The organism is Sulfitobacter sp., assembly GCF_036960155.1.
In the GTDB taxonomy this organism is placed as follows: domain Bacteria; phylum Pseudomonadota; class Alphaproteobacteria; order Rhodobacterales; family Rhodobacteraceae; genus Sulfitobacter.
This window is the reverse complement of sequence record NZ_JBALWB010000002.1, coordinates 385,690-403,816: the sequence shown is the minus strand read 5'-3', so window position 1 is coordinate 403,816 and position 18,127 is coordinate 385,690. Positions and strand designations below refer to the sequence as shown.

At 53.1% G+C, this 18,127-nt stretch carries 24 protein-coding genes; 5 read left to right on the top strand and 19 right to left on the bottom strand.

What is annotated here, in order from left to right:
- Positions 1-157 precede the first annotated feature (157 nt).
- Genes ccmI through V7775_RS08495 form a run of 3 tightly spaced genes read left to right on the top strand, consistent with a single transcriptional unit; the run spans position 158 to position 2,109 of the window.
- Positions 158-1,387, top strand: coding sequence for a c-type cytochrome biogenesis protein CcmI (ccmI, locus tag V7775_RS08505; protein ID WP_335751457.1), 1,230 nt, complete (start codon positions 158-160; stop codon positions 1,385-1,387).
- The gene (gene ruvX, locus V7775_RS08500; RefSeq protein WP_335751456.1) at positions 1,384-1,869 is read left to right on the top strand and encodes a Holliday junction resolvase RuvX; all 486 of its coding nucleotides are present in this window, start codon (positions 1,384-1,386) and stop codon (positions 1,867-1,869) included. Before ccmI ends, ruvX begins: the two co-directional genes overlap by 4 nt.
- 3 nt (positions 1,870-1,872) lie before the next feature.
- The gene (locus tag V7775_RS08495) at positions 1,873-2,109 is read left to right on the top strand and encodes a DUF1289 domain-containing protein (RefSeq protein WP_335751455.1); all 237 of its coding nucleotides are present in this window, start codon (positions 1,873-1,875) and stop codon (positions 2,107-2,109) included.
- Positions 2,110-2,113: 4 nt separating this feature from the next.
- On the opposite strand, the gene V7775_RS08490 is transcribed toward V7775_RS08495, so the two are convergent.
- From V7775_RS08490 to dusA, 4 genes are all read right to left on the bottom strand, one after another.
- Positions 2,114-2,344, bottom strand: coding sequence for a hypothetical protein (locus V7775_RS08490; RefSeq protein ID WP_335751454.1), 231 nt, complete (start codon positions 2,342-2,344; stop codon positions 2,114-2,116).
- 151 nt (positions 2,345-2,495) lie between these two features.
- Entirely contained in the window at positions 2,496-3,248 is a 753-nt protein-coding gene (locus tag V7775_RS08485; protein WP_335751453.1) for a hypothetical protein, read from the bottom strand.
- Positions 3,245-4,069, bottom strand: a complete 825-nt coding sequence (locus tag V7775_RS08480; RefSeq protein WP_335751452.1) for a sulfite exporter TauE/SafE family protein — start codon at positions 4,067-4,069, stop codon at positions 3,245-3,247. The genes V7775_RS08485 and V7775_RS08480 overlap by 4 nt, the downstream gene beginning before the upstream one ends.
- Positions 4,070-4,097: 28 nt before the next feature.
- Positions 4,098-5,069 (bottom strand): tRNA dihydrouridine(20/20a) synthase DusA, encoded by a 972-nt coding sequence (dusA, locus tag V7775_RS08475; RefSeq protein ID WP_443070101.1) that lies wholly within the window; start codon positions 5,067-5,069, stop codon positions 4,098-4,100.
- Positions 5,070-5,240: 171 nt separating this feature from the next.
- On the opposite strand from dusA, the gene V7775_RS08470 reads away from it, so the two are divergent.
- Positions 5,241-6,338 carry a tyrosine-type recombinase/integrase gene (locus tag V7775_RS08470; protein WP_335751450.1) on the top strand — a complete coding sequence of 366 codons (1,098 nt, stop codon included), beginning with the start codon at positions 5,241-5,243 and terminating at the stop codon, positions 6,336-6,338.
- Positions 6,331-7,269: a hypothetical protein gene (locus V7775_RS08465; protein WP_335751449.1), complete on the top strand. Its 939-nt coding sequence runs from the start codon at positions 6,331-6,333 to the stop codon at positions 7,267-7,269. Before V7775_RS08470 ends, V7775_RS08465 begins: the two co-directional genes overlap by 8 nt.
- A gap of 190 nt (positions 7,270-7,459) precedes the next feature.
- Here the strand turns inward: V7775_RS08465 and V7775_RS08460 are convergent, their stop codons facing one another.
- The 15 genes from V7775_RS08460 to V7775_RS08390 form a co-directional block, all read right to left on the bottom strand.
- Positions 7,460-7,873, bottom strand: a complete 414-nt coding sequence (locus V7775_RS08460) for a hypothetical protein (RefSeq protein ID WP_335751448.1) — start codon at positions 7,871-7,873, stop codon at positions 7,460-7,462.
- Positions 7,870-8,151, bottom strand: a complete 282-nt coding sequence (locus V7775_RS08455; protein ID WP_335751447.1) for a hypothetical protein — start codon at positions 8,149-8,151, stop codon at positions 7,870-7,872. The genes V7775_RS08460 and V7775_RS08455 overlap by 4 nt, the downstream gene beginning before the upstream one ends.
- Complete coding sequence (locus tag V7775_RS08450; protein ID WP_335751446.1) at positions 8,117-8,479, bottom strand: hypothetical protein; 363 nt, start codon at positions 8,477-8,479, stop codon at positions 8,117-8,119. The genes V7775_RS08455 and V7775_RS08450 overlap by 35 nt, the downstream gene beginning before the upstream one ends.
- Positions 8,476-8,721 carry a hypothetical protein gene (locus tag V7775_RS08445; protein WP_335751445.1) on the bottom strand — a complete coding sequence of 82 codons (246 nt, stop codon included), beginning with the start codon at positions 8,719-8,721 and terminating at the stop codon, positions 8,476-8,478. Before V7775_RS08445 ends, V7775_RS08450 begins: the two co-directional genes overlap by 4 nt.
- Position 8,722: 1 nt before the next feature.
- On the bottom strand, positions 8,723-9,463 hold the full coding sequence (locus V7775_RS08440) for an NlpC/P60 family protein (protein ID WP_335751444.1): 741 nt from the start codon (positions 9,461-9,463) through the stop codon (positions 8,723-8,725).
- Positions 9,464-9,536: 73 nt separating this feature from the next.
- A complete protein-coding gene (locus tag V7775_RS08435) occupies positions 9,537-9,923 on the bottom strand; it encodes a hypothetical protein (protein WP_335751443.1) in 387 nt (128 codons plus the stop codon).
- 19 nt (positions 9,924-9,942) lie between these two features.
- Positions 9,943-10,404, bottom strand: coding sequence for a hypothetical protein (locus V7775_RS08430; RefSeq protein WP_335751442.1), 462 nt, complete (start codon positions 10,402-10,404; stop codon positions 9,943-9,945).
- Positions 10,401-10,715: a hypothetical protein gene (locus tag V7775_RS08425; protein WP_335751441.1), complete on the bottom strand. Its 315-nt coding sequence runs from the start codon at positions 10,713-10,715 to the stop codon at positions 10,401-10,403. Before V7775_RS08425 ends, V7775_RS08430 begins: the two co-directional genes overlap by 4 nt.
- Before the next feature lie 61 nt (positions 10,716-10,776).
- On the bottom strand, positions 10,777-11,769 hold the full coding sequence (locus V7775_RS08420; RefSeq protein ID WP_335751440.1) for a phage late control D family protein: 993 nt from the start codon (positions 11,767-11,769) through the stop codon (positions 10,777-10,779).
- On the bottom strand, positions 11,769-11,981 hold the full coding sequence (locus V7775_RS08415; RefSeq protein ID WP_335751439.1) for a tail protein X: 213 nt from the start codon (positions 11,979-11,981) through the stop codon (positions 11,769-11,771). Before V7775_RS08415 ends, V7775_RS08420 begins: the two co-directional genes overlap by 1 nt.
- Positions 11,981-12,403: a phage tail protein gene (locus tag V7775_RS08410; protein ID WP_335751438.1), complete on the bottom strand. Its 423-nt coding sequence runs from the start codon at positions 12,401-12,403 to the stop codon at positions 11,981-11,983. The genes V7775_RS08415 and V7775_RS08410 overlap by 1 nt, the downstream gene beginning before the upstream one ends.
- An 11-nt stretch (positions 12,404-12,414) precedes the next feature.
- Positions 12,415-15,405, bottom strand: a complete 2,991-nt coding sequence (locus V7775_RS08405; RefSeq protein ID WP_335751437.1) for a phage tail tape measure protein — start codon at positions 15,403-15,405, stop codon at positions 12,415-12,417.
- Between the two features lie 416 nt (positions 15,406-15,821).
- A complete protein-coding gene (locus V7775_RS08400) occupies positions 15,822-16,196 on the bottom strand; it encodes a hypothetical protein (RefSeq protein WP_335751436.1) in 375 nt (124 codons plus the stop codon).
- Positions 16,197-16,208: 12 nt separating this feature from the next.
- Positions 16,209-16,718, bottom strand: coding sequence for a phage major tail tube protein (locus V7775_RS08395; protein WP_335751435.1), 510 nt, complete (start codon positions 16,716-16,718; stop codon positions 16,209-16,211).
- A gap of 90 nt (positions 16,719-16,808) precedes the next feature.
- Positions 16,809-17,993, bottom strand: coding sequence for a phage tail sheath subtilisin-like domain-containing protein (locus V7775_RS08390; protein WP_335751434.1), 1,185 nt, complete (start codon positions 17,991-17,993; stop codon positions 16,809-16,811).
- Between the last annotated feature and the right edge of the window lie 134 nt (positions 17,994-18,127).

The window sequence follows — 18,127 nt, the reverse complement described above, 5'->3', positions numbered from 1 at the left end:
AAAGAGGATACTCTGCGCGGCATTCTTTATCAATTTTGCGACATGTGCCACCAGGAGCGACACTTATGGCAGGTCTATTCGTCGCGGATGCCCCATTGCCCTCTTTTGCAGCGCGTCTGGCCGTACTACACCCATCATAACAAGGAGGATCGTCTTGATGCTGAGTTTCTGGTTTGTAGCTGTTGCGATCACGCTGATGGTTGGTGCTGTATTGGCTCGTGCTGTTGTGCGGGGGGGCCACCGCGATATAGGATCACGTGCGGCATCGGATGTCGAAGTATACCGCGCTCAATTGGGTGAGGTTGACCGTGATGTCGCGCGTGGTGTCATTGCAAAAGCGGATGCAGAGCGTGTGCATGCAGAAATCGCCCGCCGCCTAATCGCCGCAGACAAAGCGCAAGCAAATGAAACTGCCACTACCAATGCAGCGCCAACTAGCATTGCATTGATTATCATTGCTGTCGGCCTTCTGGGCAGCACAGCCGCCTATTGGTGGCTTGGTGCACCTGGATATGGTGATATGGGCCTCAAGGACCGCATCGCATTCGCTGAGGAAGTGCGCATTTCCCGTCCTGAACAATCCGTGGCCGAAGCATCCCTGCCCACGTTTGTTGATCCCGAAAATATAGATGGCCGGTACAAAGAACTATTGGGGCAATTGCGCAGTGCTGTGGCGAAACGGCCAGATGATGCCCAAGGTCACGCGCTTCTTGCGCAGCAGGAACGCCGTATCGGCAATTTCTTAGCCGCTAAGGACGCTCAGGTACGCTTGCTAAAGCTGAAAGGTGAAACTGCCACACCGCAGGAGTTAGCTGATTTGGGTGAGTTGCAGGTGCTGTCTGCAGGCGGCTACGTCTCCCCTGAGGCCGAAATGAGCCTACGCGCTGTACTCAACGGTGATCCATCAAATGGCGTTGCACGTTATTATGTTGGTCTGATGCTGGCCCAAACCGGACGCCCAGATCAGGCCTTTCGCATCTGGGATGCTTTGCTGCGCGCAGGCCCCGAAGACGCCCCGTGGATACCGCCAATCTTGGAGCAAATCGAAGAGTTGGCCGAACTGGCGGGCGTGCGCTATGCTATCCCAGAGATTGGCGATGCTTCCGGTCGTGGTCCAAATTCGGAAGACATTGAAAACGCGCAAGATATGACGCCAGCTGAGCGTATGGAAATGATCGGCGGCATGGTCAGCGGCCTATCACAACGGCTCGCCGATGAAGGTGGCCCTGCCCGCGATTGGGCACGCCTGATAGCATCCTTAGGCGTTTTGGGCGAATGGGAACGTGCGCAAGCGATCCACACCAATGCAATCGAGGTTTTCGCAGCCGACAAAGATGCGCTAGAACTGATCAACGCAGCAGGCCGCAAGGCAGGAATAATCGATTGATACATGAGAACATCGAAGACTACGCCGCCGCCTTGCCCGAAATGCGAGCGCTGATCGGGCTTGATCTGGGCGAAAAGACAATTGGCGTAGCGGTAACCGATAGCTTTCTGTCTGTAGCAAGTCCATTGGAGACTGTGCGGCGCAAAAAGTTTGGCGTTGATGCTGCGCGGCTGGCCGAAATCATGTCAAACCGAAACATTGGCGGATTGATCCTTGGCCTGCCCTACAATATGGACGGCTCTGAGGGGCCCCGGTGTCAATCGACACGGGCGTTTGCGCGCAACCTTAGCCGCTTGCACCCCGATCTGCCGATTGGGTATTGGGATGAACGTCTGTCCACTGTGGCTGCCGAGCGCGCGCTATTAGAGGCGGATACGTCTCGCAAACGTCGCGCAGAGGTGATCGATCACGTTGCAGCCAGCTATATTCTTCAAGGTGTGTTGGACCGATTGCGCGTATTGCGCGCGACACAGGGGGACTAAGCGATGAGTGACAAAGTCTGGAAACGTGCCGAAGTCGAAAGCCCCTGTATCAAGATATGTGTTGTGCATCCTGAAAGCCGGCTGTGTACGGGCTGCTTGCGCACAATCGATGAAATTGGGGCATGGTCACGCATGAGCGCGGAGGAACGCAGCGAGGTGATGGCAGATATCCCATCCCGCGCAGGTGCATTCACCAAGCGGCGCGGCGGACGGGCCGCACGGCTGGCGCGCAAACCTTAAGGCGTTATTGTTCGCGTTTTGTCGGGCTGCCAAACATCGCCATAGCAGCGTTGCGACGGTATTGACGGGGCAACGGAATCACATTCGGGGCATGTGAAACATTTGCTGCCTGAAAAACATCTCCGCGCGCGAACTCACAACTTGGTGGGTTAAACGCAGGAAATTGCGTATCTATTACTGCTTCGGGATCGTAAAATGCTAACCGTCCGAATGGTCCTGTGATGATCTGTTGCATATCCTGCCTCGCGCTCAAAACTGCCCCTCTTGCGGGTGCGTGTAGGTAGTTTATGCAAAAAGCCTGCGGCAACAATAAGGCAAGTGTAAGATAATTGTATGCCGAGGCGAAACAGCTACAGCCTTTAGGTGACCCAATAGTCGGGCACCTTTTACGGCGTTGCCAGCCATTCGGCACATCCACCAGCACATTCGGGTCGCAAAAATGCGATCATTCGACCTTCATGTGTGGGGTCTGGTGCATGTCCCCACGGCTGGGTGCCATGCAGGACAAACGAGTGCAGTAATGCTGACTCGCCCGGTTTTAAAACCAACGAAACTTGCTCACACTCTTCAAACACCTGCCTGCGTGCGGCCTGATAAACATCTGTGATGTCTATGTTTTCAGGATCATGCCCTTCAAGAACACCCCGCAACGCGGCTTGCATAATGCGCTGGCTCCCCCGCCAGACAACAGTGGGCGAATGAGGCACATCATTCAGTGGCAATGAAAGGATATACGCATGGAACTCTTGCGCAAACCGCCGCTTGTTTGGCCCAACCGGAAGCAGCCCATCCACATGCGCTGCAGCGCGGTTTAGGCGGTAGCGGTGGTTTGCATCGCTCTCGTTGGTATCCTGCTTTGGATACCCTTCATAGACAATCGACAATTGCGCAGGATGAAGCGGTAGATCAGGGATATGACGTTTCCACGGCCCTAAAAGCGGCACACCATTTATGCTGCCGTCCTCCGCATTGGGGAGCGCATCAACCCCGACAAACCACGTTTTGTTGTGGCGCAAATTGTCTGCCGCCCGCATGTCGGGGTCAGCAGCGACCATGCGGGCAACATTTAAAGCGGCCTCAGCCCATACGGCCGTGCGCGGATCAAAGTCGAATACTTCAAATCCGTCAGGCCCGGTCAACCCAACAACGCCTTGCGCAGCATATTCACGGCGACCAAAACCAAAAAGACAGCAAATACACGTTTGAGCGGCTTTGGATCCATCGCATGCGCCAAACGCGCGCCAATGGGGGCTGTGATCAAGGTCATTGCAATGACCAACACAAACGCCACCAAATTTACCGCCCCAATGGTCAGCGGTGGCCGCGTAGCAGGATCAAGCGTAACAAACAAAAAGCCGATGACAGACGGCACGGCAATCACAACACCAAAACCCGCCGCAGTGGCAACCGCGCGGTGAATGGGCGTGTTATAAAGGCTCATCAGTGGCACGCCAAAGCTGCCACCGCCAATGCCCATCAGAACCGATAGAAATCCAACAGCAGGCGACAACGCCCCGCGTGTTATGCCGCGCGGCATTGCCTGTCCCAGACGCCATTCAGCACGGCCAAATCCCATATAAAGCCCGACAATCAAGGCAAGCACACCAAAGATGGCCTGCAGCGTCGACGAGCGTAGCCCTGAGACCACAAACATCCCAACAATCGCTCCAATAACGATCCCCGGAGCCCATGATTTGAGGATATCCCAATCGACCGCGCCCTTTTTGTTGTGTGACATGACGGACCGCACTGACGTGACAATGATTGTAGCCAAAGAAGTGGCCAAACACATCTGCATCAATTGGTCACCGCCGTATCCGAGCGTCTGGAATGCATAGAAAAACGCAGGCACAAGAACGATACCACCGCCCACGCCCAACAATCCGGCAAGAACACCCGCAAAGGCCCCAATTACCAGCAACAGCACGGCCATTTGGATCAACAAAAGAGTTTCTGGCATCGCATCGCTCCTGAAGGTTTGGTCTTTGCTACACTGCGCGTGCTTGGCTTGCCAGTGCGCTTTGGGTCATTGCCTGTTCTAACGCCTCATGGACTAGGGCGGTTCCTGCTTCAGCTCTGTGTCCTCCTTCCGAGAGAACACGCCGCCAAATACGGGCACCAGGGCGTCCGGCAAAGAGGCCCAGCATGTGGCGCGTCACCGACGCAAGCTTACCGCCCGTTTCCAGATGCGCCTCGATATAGGGCATCATCGCGAGGATTATTTCCTCAGGCGTTGTGTCGGTGCCTTTGCCAAAAATCCGGCGGTCGGCCTGGCAGAGAATTTCGCTTGGCTGGTGATAGGCAGCGCGGCCGATCATCACTCCATCTAGCCCACCGTCTAGCGCCGCCTCAGCGGCCTCTAGCGTGGTTACGCCACCGTTCAACGAGATATGCAGATTGGGGAACAGTTCTTTCATGCGATGAACCAATGGGTAATCCAATGGCGGGATGTCGCGGTTTTCTTTCGGACTTAACCCGTCCAGCCATGCCTTGCGGGCATGAACCGACACACGCTCAACCCCTGCCCCCACCATGCGGCTTAGGAATTCAGGAAGAACCTCTTCGGGGTTTTGATCATCCACCCCGATCCGGCATTTTACAGTCACCTCAATATCAACAGCGCGCCGCATAGCAGTGACGCAGCGCGCCACAAGGGCTGCGTCCTTCATCAGTACGGCCCCAAACGCACCCGACTGCACCCGATCAGAAGGGCACCCGACATTCAGGTTAATTTCGTCATATCCGGCCTGCGTGCCCATCCGTGCCGCCTCTGCCAGTTCAGCAGGGTCAGATCCCCCCAACTGCAATGCCACGGGATTTTCGGAAGGGTCATGATCCAACAAATGCAACGCACGCCCACGCACCAATGCAGGCGACGTCACCATCTCGGTATATAGCAACGTATGTGCGCTCATCTGGCGGTGCAGATACCGACAGTGACGATCCGTCCAGTCCATCATAGGTGCAACGGATAGCCTTGCAGACCTGTAAATATCTGATTTAATTAACTTAATACTCAAGACTGCTTCCGCTTCACTTCTGACATTATTGCACATTTTAGCTTGTTTTTGCTCTTTATATGTTATCTGAACAACACGAGTTGTCCATTTTAACAAATTAAGTTGTCCAGCATGGCCCAAATTGAAAAGCGCACTCGTAAAGACGGATCAATATCATACGTGGCCAAAATTGCCATTCGGAAAAACGGACAATGGGCGCATCGGGAAGCGCGCACCTTCGATAGACTCCCTGCTGCCAAGCACTGGCACGCTAAAAGGATGAAGGAAATCACTGCTGCAGGTTCTGACCTGACCGCCGTCAAGAGCAAGGGCAAAACACTATCTGCCGCAATTGACCTCTACATTACCGAAAGTGTCAAAGAAATAGGCAGAACCAAAGCTCAAGTTTTGCGGTCAATTAGAGAATACGACATCGCAAACAAATACTGCGCAGACATCGAAAGCCATGACATTGTACAGTTCGCAAGGGAACTTGGCGCGACGCGAACACCAGCCACCGTTGGAAACTATATGTCTCACCTTGCGGCAATCTTTGCCATTGCCAGACCCGCATGGGGCATCCCGCTTGATCAACAAGCCATGAAAGATGCGTTCGTGGTTTGCAATCGACTTGGGATAACTGGCAAAGCAAAGAAGCGTGACCGCCGCCCAACCCTAGACGAACTGGATGCGCTGCTGACCATCTTCGAAGACAAGCACCACCGCCGCCCTAATTCACTGCCGATGCATCGCGTGGTCGGGTTCGCACTATTTTCAACACGACGGCAGGAAGAAATCACAAGGGTTGCGTGGAAGGGATTGGACCAGACGCACAGCAGGGTGTTCATCAAAGATATGAAACACCCCGGCGACAAGGTTGGCAATGACGTGTGGTGCGACCTGCCGCCCCCCGCCATGAACATCGCGCTAGCGATGCCAAAGAAGAAACTGATGGTGTTCCCGTATCACAGCGACACCATCAGCGCTGCATTTACACGGGCATGTAAAGTTCTGGAAATTAAAGACCTGCGCTTCCACGACCTTCGACATGAAGGTGTCACGCGCCTGTTCGAAATCGGTGAAACGATTCCGCAGGTTGCAGCCGTGTCCGGGCATCGCTCGTGGTCTTCACTGCAGCGATACACCCACATCAAACAGACAGGCGACAAATATGATGGTTGGAAGTGGTTGGATAAATTAACAAACAAGAAGGACAAAGAGCATGGCTAAAATCAAGATACCAGACTCAATCGGAAGCGGCCTTATCCAAGAACAAAAATATGAAGGAATTGGGGAGTGCATATACTGCAGAGCCAATGACGTACAGCTGACCGATGAACATATCCTGCCGCGCGGAATGAATGGTTATATAGTGATGAAAAAAGCAAGCTGTATACCGTGCGCCCGCGAAATTCAAAAATTTGAAGGGCCGGTGATGCAGAAACAGTTTGGGATGGTTCGGCAGCATCTAAAATACCGCTCAAAAAAGAAGAGCACTTATACGGCGCCCATTGAGCTGACATACCGAAACGGGATGAAGCGACGTGTCCAAGTCGGACTCGAAGATTATCCACTTTCGATAGCATTTCAGTCCCACAAAAGAGGCCCAACATATCTCGAAGGCGCTGATTATCAAACCGTGGTTAAACAGGGATTGGTGACCCTACTTAGCGAGAAAGACATGCGAAAAATCTTGGACCGAGTTGCGAAGAAATATGGAGCAGTGAAAGTAGGAACTCCGATGGAATTTAACTTGGAAATGCTCTCAAAACTGACCTGCAAAATAGGCCATGGGATGGCCGTAGCCACCTATGGCTTAGACAATTTTCAGCCCATAACTGTTGATTACATTTTAGGAAAAGAGATTGTTTTTCCCGGATATTACGTTGGCGGCTCCGGCGGCAAGAATAGCTCAAGCAAAAAGTTCGATAACTTTATTATGCTGCAGATTGGAAAACATAACGGTAAGCATGCAGTCTTCGCACATATTGGTCTATTCTCAACACTCGGTTTCCCAATTTACACCGCGATTGTTGGAAACTTAAAAATCTGGAATGACGAGATAGCAAGACAGACGGGCGCTTCGCATACATTGTCTACGGATCCTGAAAACGAAGATGCGATGACATTGGAAAAATATGTTGCAACCGACAAAAGCTGATCGACCGAAACACTCCTAAACTGATGGACAGTCACATGACAACGGACAACGCCAAAAAAGGGTCGGATTAGAATACGGAAATGGCCTAAACCGCACCAATAAAATCAATAGTTTGTCAGATATGTGGACCACGCTTTCCTCCGATCACACGCATATCCCTGTTTACCCAAGTCACCACGTCAAACAAGAATTACGGTGACACGCGCTGCGGATTTGGAAGACCCAATGCAGCAGCACAGATTTCTGAGCAAAACCATTTGTCAGGATTGTGCCGACCAAGCGCCAACACCTGCGAAAGTATCAGGCCAGCATAGTCATAGCGCGCACCCAAATGTTCCCTGATGAATTGACAGGGTGCTTCAGCATCCATGCGCATCGAAACTAGATCCCAACTTTCCGGTTTCAGCAGAATGCACTTTTCACGCACCCCACCATCACGACCAGACGCAGAAAGACAGACAGCAAAATGGTCATGCAGCGCATCCCCTGAAATCATTTCAACATGCGAATAGATGCCGCGCGTCACGCTCCGGATTAAACCTTCCTGAAGGCGTTGAGGGACAGAAACGCCCTGCCCCTTGTAAAACGCAATCGTGACGGTCATTCCACCCCTTCAGACGGCAATGACTGCAGCCCCGCACGTAGCTGGTCAAACCATTCAGCGCACCGCGTGGTGCGCATATTTTGCCGGGTCAGTGCGCGGTCAATTTTCAACAATGCAACATCCAACCGATCACCCTCTTGAACACCAGCGCGCGACAGGGCACGGCAGTCTTCAGGCAAAGGCGGCAAGATGCGTTCGGCAGCGCGCGCGCCGCGTTCAGCACCCACGGCATCCAGTCGCGCTTCAGTTTGATCGCAAGCGGCGCAGAAGGTCACCATCGACAACACCTTCAGGGTTGATGTCAGTTTCATTTTCAAAAGCCTCCAATTCGGCAGCAAATCGAAGGACTTCCCCGGTCGACGCCTGCACCTTTTCCTGCAACACGCGGTTCGCATCATCTGCCACCACTGCGCGCCGTCGTAATTCAGCCAATTCAGCCTGCACAGCTGCCATTTCGACCTGCAGAACATAGCCATTCCGCGCGTCCGTGATGGCTTGTGACTTATCAATGACGTGCCAGCCCCAAAGGGCCACGCACAGAATGATGCATAGGCCCATGCGGCTGGACAGAAGCCGCCAACCATATCCCAAAGCAATCGTCATCACTCGCCCGCTCCCCATCTTGATTGAGTATTGAACGCCTCAATCCCATGGGCCGTGGCCAAGTTTGCGATTGCAGCCCAAACGGTTGCCGCAAGGATGCCCTGCGTGCCATCCACGGGAACGCCGGATGCTTCCTTGAACGCTGACCATCCAAACGCGACACACCACAGCAGGAAGACCGCCCACGCCTGTTCACGCTTACCCGAGCGGCCACCTATGATAAATTTGCCAAACAGTTTCAGCATGTCACGCCTCGTTTGTCAGCTTGGCACCACCGGACGTGATAACTGGCAGAGACATCAAACCTGTCACAGAAGGCGGCGACGAGCCTTCTGGCCAATGGTATTGAGCATCGCGCGCAGTCGGACTGTAGGGGTTGATTGAAACCATATTGCCCTGATTTCCACCAAGGCCCATGATGTTGCCGTTTTTGTCGCGACCAGCAACAAACGTCATGTGACCGCTGCCGGGGTTGCCCGGACGTTTCATCGACATGATGGCCCCAAGCGCAGGACCATCAAGGCGGGTGCCATACCCATTCCAACGCCAACCCAAAGCCGCCGCACGGTTCTTACCCACGATAGGCAGACCAGCTACCTGCACCATTGCGTTCACAAAGCCCGCGCACCATGGCGTTTCATCATCTTTGAATGGCAGCGAAAGACGCTCCCACCACCCAAGTATTTCCGCGTTGTGATGACGCCCCCGAATTTCGCGCAACCCAAGATGGCTATACGCCAACCGCAACCATGTCGGCATTGTGATTGACGCACCATCAGACATAAGATTTTGCGCCGCTGGCTGGATGCCCTTACGAAGTGCCAAGGCTGTGACAGGTCCAACATAGTCGCGCGGACGCAATCCCCTGGACTCCTTAAATCGGATGGTTGCGGCAATGGTCTTTGGCCCCTTTATGCCGTCGATGCCGCCATGATAAAATCCGTGTCGTTTCAATAGCTTTTGGCGTTCTTTGATTGTCATTTTCATGATGGTTCTCCATAAAAAAACCCGCCTAAAAGGCGGGTGGGTCTGCGTGACTTATTGAAAATTTCTGGCGGCGTTAGAGCCGGCTAAGTAAGGGCCGCAAAAGGAACTTGAGCGCGACCAACGGGAACAAATGGGGGAACCGAAGGCGGTATTCATCAGGCAGTTTGGTAAGCATTTTGCGCTGGATATTGTCAGTCCAGCCGCTACCCCGACACCAGACAACCAAATGACCAACACCGCGCGGTGAAAGGCAGTGCCAGAACACATATTTGAAGCTCACCAAGGCCCACCAGAAACGCAACATAGATTGCCCCTCCAACAGCCAAACGAGCGTCAGTGCGTAATCCTCACAATCGCCGGAAACAGGTCCATTAGCAGCAAGGACGCGCCAGTGATCGCCTTCTTCACCTGCATAGGTGAACCGTCCGTTCAACGATTTTTGAACAGCTTCATCCGTCATGTCAGTCTCCATCAGTGTTTTAGGATTGATTTGAAATCAAAAAGGAAACAGGCGGATATGCTTCTTCAATGGCATACCCAAACCAAGCTTGAATGCGATTGCAGTGGCTGACTTGCGTGACATGATACGTGGCAAGACCGTTAGACAAACGTCCCTCGAAGTCGCCTAACCCCACGGCCACAACAAAATTCTGCCTCACCTCTCCGGACCACCGCCCTGAAGGTATCCAAGTGAAAGTTCTGTCAGGTAAATAGAAGGTTTCACCACCCTGCCGGACCTCTCGCCTAAGCGCGCCCGTGCAATTTCGTAAAACCACCCCATCCCAACGATAAAGCAACGCGCGCCGCCCATCCGAAAACGGTTCCTGAAGAACAGTCGCCTCAAGGTCTTTATAGGTTGGCCGCACATCAAAGTTTGCGGCAACACCGATAACAAGGATAGAAAACGCAATGCCCACTTCCCAAAAAAATGAACGCCTCATTTGCCCAATCCCTTCTTCACATCCACAAGCGTTCCTGATCTTGAAAACTGCACAACCCTGCGAACAAGGTGTTCACCAGTCAGGGCCAAGACAGCGACAATTGCATATTCGAAATGTTCACCATCCAACTTCAAAAAGTCCAAGATCGGCTTGGAAAAGAATACCGCACAGAACACACCAGAACAAACGGTCATAATCACCTGACGGGTGGTTAGTTTTTCGCTGAACATCAGCTTGACCAACACCCCGCCGCCAAGCGCCAGCCAGAACAACCCGTCAATTGTTGCCCATAAATCGTCAAATCTTTGCACTTCACACCTCTTAGTTTTTTGGCCGCGTTCGCGGCTGGTCACATTGTCGAAACTTGCCGGTTCATTCCGCCTTCAGCTGGCCTTCAAATGAAGTCCGCAGACCGCCTGACTTTGTGTAGGTGTGTTTGACCATCCCAATGATGAATTCGCGGGCATCGATGTCCGGATGCACCCCAGAATACTTGACTGGCTGGCCAGCCATCAACGCAGGACGCCCAACGATGGCGCATGATGTCTTCACCAATCCGCGCAACATTTCACGCGCAAAAGCTTCAGCTGCAACTTGGGCTTCTGCCTTTGATCCAAATGGTGTGCGAATGACGTGTTCGCCATCCGCTTCAGGGTCACCATTGACGGCGATTTCTTGGCGCTTGGCGCGGCCTCGATCCTGATAATACGCTTTAACCCTTCCAAAACGATCCACATCGCTTTCCGGATTCTGGCATGTGCCCAGCAGGATTTCTGGCAAGGTTATCACTGCGGACGGGATTGAAGTGCCATCTGCGGTCTTACCCGCACCACGCGCCAACCAAAGCAACGCACCGTTTTTAATGGTGAACAAAGCACCGTGGCGTTTGGCTACCCGTTCCAGAAAATTTAGGTCCGACTCGTCTTGCTGCCCTATCCATGGATACACGTGGCCCGAAACAGCATCTGCAATTTTAGGCAGCAAGCCATATTCACCAGCTATTTCGGTGACAATATCCCTCACTGACACATCATCCCAATGACGTGACTTGCTCGTCTTCATCTCTGAACGCAAGTCAGCTGAATGGCCCTTTACGGTGATCGTGTAAGGCAGACACTTGCGGACAACTCGGTCGATAACAAATGCGCCAACAAACCCGCCACCATCGCCAGACGGAATAGTGACACTTGCGACAGCACCGCGTCGCGGGCTGGCAAAATGCGGCGCATCATCATTGAACACCAGTTCCAAGGTGTCTGACTGGATACCTTCACGGTCGATAATATTAAGACTAATCAAGCGCTCAAAGAACAGCCCGGATACAGGGGCACCGTCAATGTCCACCAAAACCTTTGGATGCGTCATCAGTCCCACAACTTCACCAATTGCTGACCTTGCCCATTGGCCGTGATGTCAGGCAGCACAATTGACAATCCCACTGGCAGACGATGCGCCACAGCCGCGATGTCGGGGTTGGCATCCAAGACCTGTTCGACCGCGCCAGCTTGGCGACCGTAATGACGCGCACAAATTAGGTCCAAGGCATCATTCGTGGATGTAACATGAGTGGTTGGCATCAAATCACTCCTAATAATGAAAGCAGCGAAAAGCCCGACCCAATGCGCCTGACTTCTATGGAGTAAGCATTGCGGCCGGGCGCACCAAATCGGTCATGATAGGCGCGGTCTTCGTCAATTTTCTGAATTGCGTGACTTCCGAATACCTTGCCCCCCAAAGAAACAAGCATCAGCGGGATGCCATTCTTTGCCGCCAAGCGTACCCCTTCCAAAGTGCCCGCTCCGCCCCATTCAGCCGGGAATAAAACGCCGTTAATTGTGACAACTTCAGAACGCGGACCCGTCCACTGCAGGGCATTCAAACGCCCTGCAGTTTCGATTTCGGCCCATGTGGTGTCCAGTTTGCGGCTGACATCGGTATACCCAAAGCCATGCGAACGAAACATGAAAGGCCCTAAAGCCATTGTGACTGGTCCAGACATTAGATGCCCCCTTAATCAGATAAACTGGCGTCAAATATTGCCTCAACTCTTTGACCCAAAAGGTCAGCAGCAAGTTCGGCAATCATTTCCGGATTGGTAACGTCTGAAGGTACTGGAATGGTGATTGGACCAGTGATCTGTACCGTCACATTGCCCCGCTTACCGCCAGATTTGGCGTCAGCAGAAGATGCCGTGGTCGCTGCAGACGCAGACAGAACTGACGCCCCCAGCACTGGCGACGCAAACATGGCTGCGCGACCAGCTGACCGCACCCGTTGCGTGCTTCCTGCCAATCGCCCGCCTTTCCCCGGTTGAGGTTTTAGGTGCGACCGAAACACCGATTGAGCCTGACTGACATTCAGAATGCCACCAGACACAGATGGCACGAACCATTCGGATCTAGGCGTGTCTTCGTTCACCTCATAAGGTAATCCCGCCTGAACCGGACCTCCGGTCCTGCGCGCACCAGCAGGTTTTGGCGCTGTTGCATTTACAGTTGCTGACGGCATCCCGCGAAGCTGCTCTGAAAGCTGAAACACCTTTCGAAGCGCCACATCGACAGACGTTGTGTCGATGTCAGGTGCAACGCTTGTATCATTCACCACCATCAATGCGCCTTGAAGCTCCAAGGAAGCCTGCTTGGCGTTCGCTAACTGATCTTCAGTCCCACGAAGACTAGCTTGAGCAGCAGTTAAATCCGCCTGTGCCAAAACACGGTTCGGGTTTGTGATACCACTGGAAAACTCAGGACTTTCGGCCAATGCCGCCTGCGCCGCCTCGATCTCCAAACGGTATGCAGCCGCGTCTTCTCGCAGCTTGGCGATATGTGCTTTTGTAGGTAATTCCGCACCCTGAAAATTACGCAAAGTGGCGGCAGCTGCGGACAAGCGAACATCCGTTTTCTGCATGCTATCAATTGCGCCCTGCCCGTAATCTGCAGTATTTGCGGCATCTTTGGTGATAGTTCCGTTTTCGACAGGCTTGATGCCAAGGCCAAGATAAAGGCCAGTACCGATGGCCCCACCGCGCAACGCAAATCGTCCAACACCTTTCGCTGCTGCAAGACGCGCCGCACGACGCTTACGGGCCATCCGGTCCAAAGTAAGATTGTGGCGGCGCTCCAAATCAAGCATTTCGGCCATTGCAGATGTTCCGAACTTTCGGAAATCGCCAACATGTGGCCGAAAGTTTGGACGGCGCAGCTGCAACCTTGTTCCACTAAGGCCTCGGACACGGCGCGTCAGACCAAGCAAGTCACCCCCAGCAAATGCCGCACGCGCTCCAAATCCAGTCAATCCAAACCGCATCACAGCCATTGTTCCGATAAGGCCAGCCCCCGCAATCATCAAGGCACCTGCCCCAACGGCCATAGCAGCCAGTGCGGTCGCCCCTAGAAATAGGCCTTTAGCGAATTCAGGGTTTTCAGCCTTCCAAACAATTAGTTTTTCAACGAAAGCGTCCGCACGCTCCATCATCTTTGTCAAAGTATCGAGTGTGTCCGGTGACAAGGTGAACAAATCACCCAAGGATTCCTTAAGCTGCCCTTTCTGGACGTTGAAGTCTCGCATCCGGCGGTCAAGGTCTGCATCCACAACACCTTCAGCGCCGAAAGCCGCATCTCGAATACGGCCATACTCTTCCATGTTTGGGATCATCGCACGAAGGAAGTCGAGAACCTGCTTGTCGCCAAACAATTCACCCATCTTCAATGCATCGCCTCCCGTAAGGTCGGAGATAATGCCCATCATATGCTCCATCGGAGACACGCCATTCGCTAATGCGTTTTCTAACTCTTTCTCTATACTTACTCCCGCCTTGGCGAACCGTCGCACAGTTTCAGGCGACGTTAGCTTACCAAGGAAGTTGGAGAGGTTCGTGGCAGCTTGATCTTCAGAACCCGCCGATTTCATTGCAATCTGAAGCGCAGCTGTCAATTCCGCGACAGCATCCAAACCTTCCATTTTAAGGGCACGCGCGCCAGCTGTGATTTCAGGAAACTTACGGGCCATCGCATCCAGCTCAAATCCGCCTTCTTTGCCCCCTTTTGCCATTATATCGTAAGCTTTTTCCAATTGACCCGGTGCAACATTCAAGTTGTCGTAGAGCGCAAAACCAGCTGCGCCCATTTCATCGGAACCCGTATCCGTCGCAAATGCAGCACGGGCAGTTGAAGGCAACGCGCCAAGCGCATCCTCAAGGTCCATCCCCTTCCCGACCAGCACACCAAGCGCCTCAAGCATTTCATCAACGCTTTGTTTTGTGACATCACGCAAGCCACTCAATTCACTGCGAAGTCGGGAAATACGGTCATCATCAGCACCAGTCAGGTTTTGGAATTCTGTAAACGCCTCCTGCTGGTTTCCTGACTTGTTGGAAATTTCCGTACTGGAATGGAGTATGCGGCGACCCACTCCTGCTGTTGCATTGCCTGCAAAACTAAGGTTCGCAGCTGTCGCCAACGATCGGTCTAATCGTTCACGCCCAGCCGCCAGACGGTTCTGCATGGTTTGCAGACGCTCCATGCGACGGGCTTGCTGTGCAAATGCCGCATTTGCGGTCCCCAATGCGGTTGTCAGCCGAAGTTGCTCACCAGCTAGATCACCAGTATTTACGCCTGCCAACCGCAACTTTGATCTTAGCCCCGTCAGGGCGGTGCCGTTTTTGTCATGAACCAGCCGCAAACGTTCAGCAGCGCGCTGCGCGCGCTCGAAGCCCCGCACCATCCCCTTCGTTGGGTTTTCCGTAGCACGCATTTCACGCCGAAGTTCAGCGACTCTTTCACGGGCACGCCTCAAAGGCACTTCAGATTTGCCGAAAGTAGATTGAAGCGCCTTATAATCTTGAATGAGGCGCAGCGGACCACGTAGCTTCTGTAGCCCTGCCATGTCGGAACGCACTTTATCTGCGAACCGTCCCGTTACACCGGACATCGCGCGGATTTTTGTCGAATACTGGTCACTCGCCTTAACGACCAGTTCTGTTGTTATCCGCCTATTTGCCATTGGGCACACACCTTGAAATTTGGGGAGAAATGCCTACTTTATAGGCATGGGTATATTTTCGATGTTGTTCGCCATTTTGATGATCGCAGCCGCTATAGCTACGACGGTCATTTTGGGTATTTATGCTGGCGTGCTTTGGGGCGCAGGCGCATTCGCGCTCTTGGCCTTTACCCTTCATCGAGCATGCACACGTCAAAGCGCTCCCGCCCAGATTACCGACCGGAAGACGCTAAATGCTTTTCAGCAACCATTAGCCAAAGACTGAAGCTATTCAAATTTCAGACGGGTGGCTTCCCATACCTGAAATGCAGCTTCATGCCATTTCTTAAAATCCGACATCTTCATTGTAAGAACTTGAGATAGCGGTGTGGAAAGTGCTGATGCAACAAATCCCCCGGCAAAGCGCAAGTCTTCCGCTACTTTGCCGGGGGTACGTTTCCCGACGAACCACCGACGCCATCGCCCGCGTCAGAATTGAACTTCAATACTACTTCAACTGCCTTGTTCACCGCATCAAGGTCTGAGTCCTTGATCTTGCCTGCCACGTCCTCCGAAACACCCGAAAGTCGCGCTATCCAGAAGCGGTTTACTTTTGCTGCAGTAACGGGCGAATGAACGGCCAATTCAGAACCATCCGGCTGCTCAACCTTCTTGGGTTCTGGAAATGACGCTTCCAGTTCTGCATATGCTATTTGCGTATCAAGGTCAGGTTCGTCAAAAGACAAGCTCTTGTAGGCAATCCCTTCGCGCTCAACAGGCCGCGTCAGCTGAACTTCAATTGGTAAATTCATCTGTACAGCCCCTTAGTTCAACAGCAGAGCTGAACGGATGTCACTGGTCTGTGACTGTCCACCCACACTGACACTGAAGTCATCAGCTTCGAGCATTTCAGAACCACCGATTTCCAGCTTCAAATACTCCCACACAAATGTGTAGTCAGTCTCAGCCTTGTCGCCAGCTTTCCAGCTGCCAAAATCCACATCCTTCAGGAAGCCGCGCAGGTAGCAGGTCGCATTGGTGACAGTGCCATCTTCATCGACCAACGCGCCAGTAATCATCAGCGTGTCAGTGGTTCCCTGCGTGCCGTTGATAGCACCGACGGTCGCAGGGTCCAAAGCGGTCATCTTGAACTTGGCATTTTCGCGCTCCCAGCCCATGCCCATTTCTCGTTCCATCACCATGCCCGCATTGCGGGTCTTTTCTGTCTTCACCTTAAATGGCGGGATGGTCATTTCGGACACTTGCCCTACTTTCACATCTTCGTTCAGCCACATCGCACAGTTGCGAAGGATATATGCCGGGGTCGATTTCATGCCTTATCTCCTGAATGGGCCATCTGCGATGGCATCAGTGCAGATGCACTGGCGGCGCATCTGCATCATGGGTTTGTGGATTAGCCGGACTTAGGCAGCTGCCTGAAGCACCGCTTTAGTCAGTTCCAGATAATATTCGATGTTGCGGTGCCCAATGAAGCGGATGTCTTCCATCGGTGCAGGCGGTTCGAAATCAAGCGACAACGTGATGCGGCCAGAAGCGAGCGCAATCGCTTCGTTCAGGTCTTGATCCAGCCAGACTTTGCCACCGATGATTGCACCTTCAGCAATGAACGTCCGCATCGCAGCATTACCTGCTTCAATCATCAGCTTGACGTTCGCTGCCGAAAACGGCTTGTCCACAAATTCCAGATAGGCCTTTTTGATTGCCTCATTGATGAAATCTGCTGTGCGACGCACCGCCAAGAACGCCCACAAATCTTCATCCGTCGAACTTCGGTTACCCCAGGTTATGAAACCGGAACCAACGTTGATGATCGTGTTGACATGGTTTTCATTCAGATAGTTCGAATGCGTGCCGTAAGTCACAGGCCGGGACACGCCAACGATCCCATTGATTGGCTTGTTTGATAAGGAATGCCAAAAACCTAATGTCTTATCGACACGTGCCTGAACACCAGCAAAGCGCGCCGATGATGGCCGGGTCTCATTGGCCTGAACATCGGGATGCACGTTGAACACAAGAACTTTTGGGTCAACAACATAGACGCGCTGCGAATTGATAAGCCCGCGATAGGCGACAGCAGCTGCATCTGTTGTGTCGGGACCATCAACAAACGCAACTGCTTCCAATTCATCCAGCACACCAACAAGTTCTGCGACAACAGGGTTCGCCGTCACGCCATCACCAGACGTAAAGCCGGGCGCAGCAATTAGACGTGGTTTGATGCCAAGCATTGGCTCGGATTTCAGCAAGGCATGCACGCCAGTGCGTTCCGTAGCATCGCCAATTAAATTAGCCATTGTTGCCGCAAGGTCTGCGCCCTCTTCAACGCGAATAATGATTGTATATGCGCCAACTTGGTCGAACACGTCATCAATCGCGTCCTTCAGCGTGCCAGTGTCACCGATACCTACAGCATCGGTTGGCGTGCCCTTCAGCAGCACAGGCGTGTTCAGCGGAAACTTGTCAGCATCAGCGTCAGGTGCAGTGCCCAACAAGCCCACGACAGCCGACTGCGCCACTTGCACCAGAACAGGGGTTTCATTAGATTCCGACAATCGCGTGCCGTGATGATAGCTAAGATCAGCCATTAGTATCTCCTACAGTCAAAAAAAAGCCCGGCACGCTGGCCGGGGTGAAAGGCCTTAAAGCCATTCGGGTTGTGCGCATTTGCGCTTCAGTATTCTGCCAGAACCGCCAAACCGTCCGTCACAAGCTGTTGATT